At 36.4% G+C, this 7,392-nt stretch carries 7 protein-coding genes and 1 pseudogene; 5 read left to right on the forward strand and 3 right to left on the reverse strand.

Going from position 1 to position 7,392, the window contains the following annotated elements; genetic code table 11:
* Together FTT86_RS16220 and FTT86_RS15340 are read right to left on the reverse strand one after the other, a co-directional pair.
* Positions 1-76, reverse strand: a pseudogene (locus FTT86_RS16220) (recombinase family protein); the annotation flags it as partial.
* 490 nt (positions 77-566) lie between these two features.
* On the reverse strand, positions 567-1,892 hold the full coding sequence (locus FTT86_RS15340) for an ISNCY family transposase (protein ID WP_180178616.1): 1,326 nt from the start codon (positions 1,890-1,892) through the stop codon (positions 567-569).
* Positions 1,893-2,734: 842 nt separating this feature from the next.
* Here FTT86_RS15340 and FTT86_RS15345 point away from each other — a divergent pair.
* From FTT86_RS15345 to FTT86_RS15360, 4 genes are all read left to right on the forward strand, one after another.
* Positions 2,735-3,871 (forward strand): tetratricopeptide repeat protein, encoded by a 1,137-nt coding sequence (locus tag FTT86_RS15345; protein WP_180181460.1) that lies wholly within the window; start codon positions 2,735-2,737, stop codon positions 3,869-3,871.
* Between the two features lie 179 nt (positions 3,872-4,050).
* Positions 4,051-4,311, forward strand: a complete 261-nt coding sequence (locus tag FTT86_RS15350) for a helix-turn-helix domain-containing protein (RefSeq protein ID WP_180181461.1) — start codon at positions 4,051-4,053, stop codon at positions 4,309-4,311.
* Positions 4,308-5,537, forward strand: coding sequence for a type II toxin-antitoxin system HipA family toxin (locus FTT86_RS15355; protein WP_180181462.1), 1,230 nt, complete (start codon positions 4,308-4,310; stop codon positions 5,535-5,537). The genes FTT86_RS15350 and FTT86_RS15355 overlap by 4 nt, the downstream gene beginning before the upstream one ends.
* Positions 5,538-5,818: 281 nt before the next feature.
* Positions 5,819-6,085, forward strand: coding sequence for a hypothetical protein (locus FTT86_RS15360; protein WP_180181463.1), 267 nt, complete (start codon positions 5,819-5,821; stop codon positions 6,083-6,085).
* 148 nt (positions 6,086-6,233) lie between these two features.
* On the opposite strand, the gene FTT86_RS15365 is transcribed toward FTT86_RS15360, so the two are convergent.
* Positions 6,234-6,605: a hypothetical protein gene (locus tag FTT86_RS15365; protein ID WP_180181464.1), complete on the reverse strand. Its 372-nt coding sequence runs from the start codon at positions 6,603-6,605 to the stop codon at positions 6,234-6,236.
* A gap of 53 nt (positions 6,606-6,658) precedes the next feature.
* Here FTT86_RS15365 and FTT86_RS16225 point away from each other — a divergent pair, with 53 nt between their 5' ends.
* Positions 6,659-7,204 carry a hypothetical protein gene (locus FTT86_RS16225; protein ID WP_228738033.1) on the forward strand — a complete coding sequence of 182 codons (546 nt, stop codon included), beginning with the start codon at positions 6,659-6,661 and terminating at the stop codon, positions 7,202-7,204.
* The last annotated feature ends 188 nt before the right edge of the window (positions 7,205-7,392 follow it).

The following is a 7,392-nucleotide window of genomic DNA, read 5'->3' on the forward strand; positions in this document are numbered from 1 at the left end:
CAATTCCCTCAAGTTGACGTCCCGTATTTTGCTCGACCGAACTCACTCGCACATAGCCTACTTTTTGGCCTTTCACTTTTTACGCCCCAATTGGATAAAAATGAACAATTTCGTAAATTATAAATCTTTAATACCAAAGTTACATGTTACTTATGATTAAAAAACATTTAAATGGTACATGTTTTTAAGAACTTTTAAAATGTAATTTTAGGGTATACTCTATAGTTACATAATTCGTGATTTAAAGAGACCTAGAAAAAGAGAAATGGTATTTATTTGAGCTAATCAAAGTTGAGAAACTTTAGAATTCTTGCGTTAGTCAAATTTTAAGCAGCCAAAAGCTATATTTTATGAGGTTTTAGCCAATTCAAAAATTAGATAAACTATACTTTCGCAAGAGGTCTTTTGATTAAATAATAAGCGTGGAACGTGAAAAATCATAAAAAAAGCCCACCTTGGGGAAGATGGGCTATCAACTAGAAACTACAGCATTGATTTCTATAGAGAATTATAACGCTGTTATTCCCAAGTAGAAATGTCCTACCTAATAACCAAATAGAAATGTCCTATATGGACATTTCCAAGTCAAGCACAGGATTCATATTTCGTTCTTTGATTGCTGTTTTCTGTGCACGTCTGCTTGGCATCTTTTGAGAACGATTTCGTTTGTTTTGTTGTTCTAATTCTTCATGCTGTTGCTGAATATGATTCAGAACAGCACCTAAACGTTTATTCTCAACGATCTCTCGCTGGTTGAGCTGACTTAACTTATCGAAGATGCTGTAATTGATTTTTCTTCCTTGATGTTCAATGGCTACCGTGCCATCCGGGTATTCCAGAAACTCAAGATATTTACCGATCAGCCTCTGATTTTCTGCCGTATTTTCCAGGAGATACACGCATTTATCATAAGTAATCGTCAGGCTGTTCGTGACTCTGCGGGGTTCACGCCAGGTAAAAATATCATCTAATTCCTCAGCTGTTTCAGTGACAGTCCGATGTAGATCCTTCGGATTAAAGGCCATCTTGGCAAACTTGAGATTGAACTGCTCAATAAAGCAGGGCAGCCACTTATTCGCCTCTTCAATTGAACAGATGCCTTCCAGGCGCATTTCTTTAATCAGACGGTCCTGAAGGGTTCTATTGGCACGTTCTACACGACCTTTGGCCTGGGGTGAATTGGCGAAGATGATATCGATATTCAGGGTACTGAGTACTCGCCCAAATTGGGTAATCTTGGTGTCTTTCTTGCTGCTTTGATTTACCCTAAAGACTGAATGTTTGTCGCTGTAAAACGCTAAAGGCTTACCATGCTGTTCGACATACAAGCGTGTTGAAATCATATAGTCAAAGGCTGATTCCGACTCACAGAAGCGTAAATGCTGTAATTTTCCTGTGGCATCATCAATAAACACCAGCAGACAGCATTTGGCAGCACGTCCTTCGAACCAGTCATGATGTGAGCCATCAATCTGAATCAGTTCACCATAACAATCCCGGTTATATCGAGGCTGATACGGGCGTTTCAGGCGCTTGGATCGAGGTATCCATAAATTGGCTGCAATCATCCAGGAACGCAGTGTTTCCACTGAAATATCAAATCCATGCACGGTGGTGAGCTTTTCATGCGCTAAAGTGGGTCCGAAACCATGCAGTTGCTCAGCGACAAGATTGAGGCACTTGAGCCTGATTTCTTCAGGAAGCCTTGAGTTGCTGGTTTGGCCACGACCGGCATGGGCTAATGCAACTGGGCCTTGAGCTTTGTATTTCTGCAGTAAGCGTCTGATCTGACGTTCTGAAACATGAAGCAGCTGAGCAGCCCGGGACTGAGTTATGCGTTGATCACAGATTTCCTGCAAGATCGACAATCGTTTAAGTTCTTTATCCGACATAGACACCAACATATCAAACCGTCCGCTTTGATCATCGCAAAAGCACATATTCTAAAAGCGGACATTTTTACTTTGGAGAAACCGGACATTTCTACTTTGGAGTTACAACGGTCATTTCGCATAATATTGATTATGTTAAATTAAGTACACTTGAATGATATCAGCGTTAGTGTATTAAGCATTAAAATTGAGCGCTCATTATTTATAGCCGCTTTTTTTATTAAAACTCAATTTCCTTAATTTTTTTACTATCGAGTCTTTCATCAAATCCGCCCACTCACACATTTACCTGTGTAAGCGCTGATTTGGCTTTGCGGCCAAGAAAATAGCAAATGCTTTCCGTTAGACATAGAAGGATGCGGCATACTTAATAACACTTGTGATTCCTTGAGCACCTCATCCGCAACCAATTTTTTCCATAACAACAGATCGGATTTTACCCAATGAAATATATTTTGCATTAGGCAACATTTTTACTTCTCCTCTAAAATAATCAATTGATCATCTTCAGCATCAATGGATTTCTCAGCATTTTTTTCTAACTATTGCTATAAGTAACACCATTCACAAAAACTGGATGCTGCATCTACCAGATGTGAATACACACTTAATAAACTTACACAGCTCATCAGGCCAAGTCTTTCATTGAGACCTACATTGATCTAGCATCTTCCCCCAATTCTCGCTTCACAGTTCCCAAACCACAGCCCATTTTATGTACAAATTTAAAGAAATTGCATAATCAATAAATACCATCATTATTTATTGAATTTAATCATTTTATTAAACAATTTTGATTATATCTTGTACCATAATAAAAAACATAACCACCTATTTCTATTATGAAGTTCAAGAAAATCATACTTTCAATTTCTCTATTTGTTAGTACAGCTTTTGCTGGCACTTTTAATTTGGAAGAAACAAAAAAATTAGCGAACCAAGGTGATGCCAAAGCCCAATATGAATTGGGGTATGCATATTACTATGGTGAAGGTGTCCCAGAGAATGAGGAACGTGGTATTGAGTGGCTATTGTACTCAGCAAAACAAGGAAATGCTGATGCTCAATATGAATTAGGCGCGGCACTTTATGATGAAAATATTAAGGGTAGCGACAAACAACCAACGGTCGTTGAGTGGTTAACTAAATCAGCCAATCAAAACAATGCTGACGCTCAGTTTTTTTTAGGTTTTATCTATGCAACAGATTTTGGTAAACCAGAGTCCTACAAGAAAAGCTTACAATATCTTGAGCGTGCTGCAGCACAAGGACACACTGAAGGTCAAACGTATGCCGGTCTTCAATACTTAAATGGCTACTTTGGCGCACAAAGAGATGTTCAGAAAGCATATAAATATTTAAAAGCAGCGGCCGATAAAGGTGATACAACAGCCCAAACACAAATTGGATTTATGTACCTTACAGGTCTTGGAGTAAAACAAGATTATCAAAAGGCATTTAATATTTTTACCGAGTTAAATAAAAAGCAACCTTCTGAAGAAAATATTTACTATCTTGGTTACTTTTATGAAAAAGGCATCATTGTTCCGCAAAACCATCAAAAAGCCTTTGAGTACTATATGCAAGCACATGAATACGCTGCAGCTCAAAACAGCATTGCAAAGCTATATCAAAATGGACTTGGTGTAGCACAAGACAATACCAAAGCATTTGAGTGGTTTCTTAAATCAGCTAAAACAGACTACGTTGACTCACAACATGAATTAAGCAATATGTACCTTAAAGGCATTGCGGTCGCCAAAGACATTAATCAAGGCATGTATTGGGCTGAACGAGCGGCCAATTTAGGTTATGACAAATCTCAATATGTTCTTGGGTCAATGTACGATAAGGGGGATGTTGTACCAAAAGATTATAAAAAGGCATTGGATTGGTACACTAGGGCAGCAAATCAAGGCAATACTGATGCTACACAAGCTCTTAAAACGATGAAAAGTAAGTTGATTACAAATAATTAACTTACCTAACAGTTTAGGAAATAAAGGAAGGCAGCTAACAATCTGCCTTTTTATTTATTGTTGAATTCTATTTTTAAGCTAGTTTTTGTTAAATACCCATAAAATATTAGCTATATAGCTAATATCTTGTTTATAAGATATTATATTAGCTATATGGCTAATATATTGGTTGGATTGCGATGGCGAGTAGAGTCGAAATTGGTAATAAAGTTCGTATAGGACGAAAAGCCCTTGGTCATACACAGCAAGAATTATCAGAATTAACTCGAATCAACAAAACTACAATCTCAGAAATCGAAAATGGCCGCTTTACTGGTTCTTTTGACATATTTGAGCGTGTACTGGATGCAGTAGGTTTACAGTTTGATGTATCTCCGAAGCAGCATTCATTGCCCCACTGGGATGATATTGAAAATATGTTTTCGGAGGATAGTGAATGAGTACACCAAAGCTTCCAGCCAAAATCACTAATATTAAAGTATGTGCTAATCAAGCTGAATTAGGCGTATTAACATATGGTTCAGTGCACCATTATCAGCCGACTCAGGAAAATCAGCATGTATCACTCACTATGACTCGCAAAGGCATAGAGGGATATTCTTCCGGTGCACTTCATCCAATTTTTGCTCAGAACTTGCCAGAAGGTTTTAATCGACGATTTATTGCTGAAAAACTTGCGAGATATGCCAAAGTTAACGACATGTATTTATTGGCACTTCAAGGCAGTCAAGGAATTGGAATGCTCTCTTATAAAAGTGAGCTAAATTTGCCTGAAGCAGATTCTTTAAGCTTGAGTGAAATCCTATCTTACTGTAGTAAAGAACCCCTTTTTCCACAGCTATTAGAAAAATATTATCTCAGAAATTCGTTGGCCGGTATGCAACCCAAGGTGAGTATTCCGAATGCAAAAACTGTTAAAACGGATAGAACAGTTCAACAAAAAGATTTAATCGTAAAGTCATTCGATTCGGAATTTCCCTTACTTACAGTCAATGAGTTTGTTTGTATGCAGGCTGCGCGGAAGTGTGGACTTGAGCCACCACAAACGTACTTGTCTGAAAATTTAGAAACATATGTTGTAGAACGGTTTGATAAATCCAGTGATGGTACAAAACTAGGCTATGAAGACTTTACGACGCTCATGAAAAAGTCAAATGACCCCGATGCAAAATACACAGGGAGCTACGAAACATTATTGAAAGCGACCTTTTTATACACTGGAAGCATAACTGAGGTTGAAAAAATGTATAAATACATCGTATTCAACTGCTTAATCGGGAATGGTGATGCGCATCTGAAAAACTTTGCGCTACAGTATTCCTCGGATATGAAAAACATTTTTGTTTCACCGCCATTTGATATTACGCATACGCTTATCTATGAATCAATTGATAATAAAATGGCGCTTAAACTCGCTGGAAACAAAGCATTCCCTGAACTATCCCATCTCTTAAAATTAGCTGAAAGCGAGCATTTTAGAATTAGAAATCCAAAAGAAATCATAGAATCTTTTAGCGAAAGTATATTGGACTATATCAAATCTTCTAATGAGGTTCAGCTTTTTGAGGGATTGCGGACATCGATAGAACGTTCAATCTCAAATATTATGAAATTAAGCTCTAGTACAAAAAACTATCGACATGATAAAAAGAAAAAATTTGAATAGTTAGAATAAAAAATTATACCGGCAATGCAATTAGACATTTTTTCCATTAGCCTCTAAAAAATCCCATCAAAAGATGGTTACGTGTATCTAGAGTTTTTGTGACTATTCAGTTTGCAAGCTCAATAGATTATTTAGGGGGGATTACCATGCACCATTTTCTCAACTCGTCAAATTTATTAACTAGAGGAGTTCCTATAAAATAGGTGGAAAGTATGAGTGGATTGCTTTACGTACTCCAGACTGTAGAATATTTTCAGCATTAAAATCTCTAGGAGTTACTTTTGAACAAAAAAAACTATAACAATAGGGTAATGTTGTCCGAAGAAAAGCTTATATATGAAGGCTATTGTCGTGAACACTCCTCCCTTTCATATGTTGACTCGGACCGAGTAAAAGCATTAAAAGGGAGTATGAAAGATATAAACAAAAATAATGCTAGAATTTCAAAGTTTCCTTCAGAAGTGGCTTTAATACAGAATTTAAATACATCTAATGTTCATTCAGAGCTACTTTGTTTGCATCTCACTGATGAAGAATTCAATCAATAAGTTTAGAAAAGCTGGACTTGCTCTTGGTGCTAGCATGTTGCCTAACATAACCTGGTATATGTCTCGTGATCAACTGAGCCAGAATTACTTTAAATGGGACCAATTGCGTTATGTGAAGTAATTTTTGAGTGATTACTTCACATCAAATTTATTTTTTTTTCTTTAACAGCTCTTTTAAACTTTCATCAGAAATACCAATAAAATTATTCTCTTCTAAAAACAAAAGGACTTCTTCAACTGTTGCCCCAAAGTCGAAGAGCTCTAGTAAAGTATTTTTATGCTGAGTGAGAAGCTGATTTCTTGTCATATTCTTTTCATTCATTTTTTCTTTAAAACGAATAAGAATACTCTCAAATTTTTTTGAATCATTTTCGCTATATATTTTTTGCTTTTTATCAATCGTGCTTGAAGGCTTTTCTGCTTTAACGACTGATTTCACATTTGAATGAGTCAATGTGCTTTCAAGATTTTGACTATTCGTGTTCTGAGTTTCAAGCTCTAAAACATTCTGATTTTGCATTGTATTTTTCCAAATTAACAAAAGAATGAGATCAGTATTTAAAATTTCTACTCATGCAGAAATGGCAAATCCTGCCCTTTTTTCGATTTTTAAAAGTTCAAAAAAAGTCACCTTTTGCGATAAGAAAAAAACAAAAAAGCTATCAAGATTTCTTTTTATTTCTCTCCACCCGCATATTTAAAAAGATACAGGATGGGACGATGTATATCACATCGTCCATAGTCACAAATTTCGAGCTTGCTCCGCTCGGTCTCAATTTGGATGCAGTAGAAAAAATGGAAGATAAGGCTTTAAGAAATAAACAAATTCTTGTTCGTTTAACAATAGATGAATATCAGAAAATGGTTGCGTCATCTAACGCATTACAAATGAATAAATCAGACTATATGCGCATGAAAATTTTAACTGAATCTCACGCTCAGATCATAGATCCTCGAGACATTCATGCAATTAGAATCGCTGGGTTGGTGCTAGTCAAATTATTAGAAGAACTCAAAGATACACAACTCATTCCACATGAATTAGAGGACATTAAACAACTGATTAATGCGCTGAAAATGATTGTACGCAGACTTAATGATAGTGTGAGTAAAGTATGATTATTAAAGTAATTGCAAATACATTGGATACATCAATTGATAAGCGCGTCGCAGGGTTGTCAGAGGTGGTCCCACTTGTTTGAACAACTAAAAGCGTATTTATAAGTGATATTCCGCTCTAGTTAAGCCACCTTGTTTTGTTGGGGTAGCTGATCATAGTAAAACTCATTTGGTGTCATTTTGTCTAG

The organism is Acinetobacter sp. YH01021 (assembly GCF_013420255.1).
Taxonomy (GTDB): domain Bacteria; phylum Pseudomonadota; class Gammaproteobacteria; order Pseudomonadales; family Moraxellaceae; genus Acinetobacter.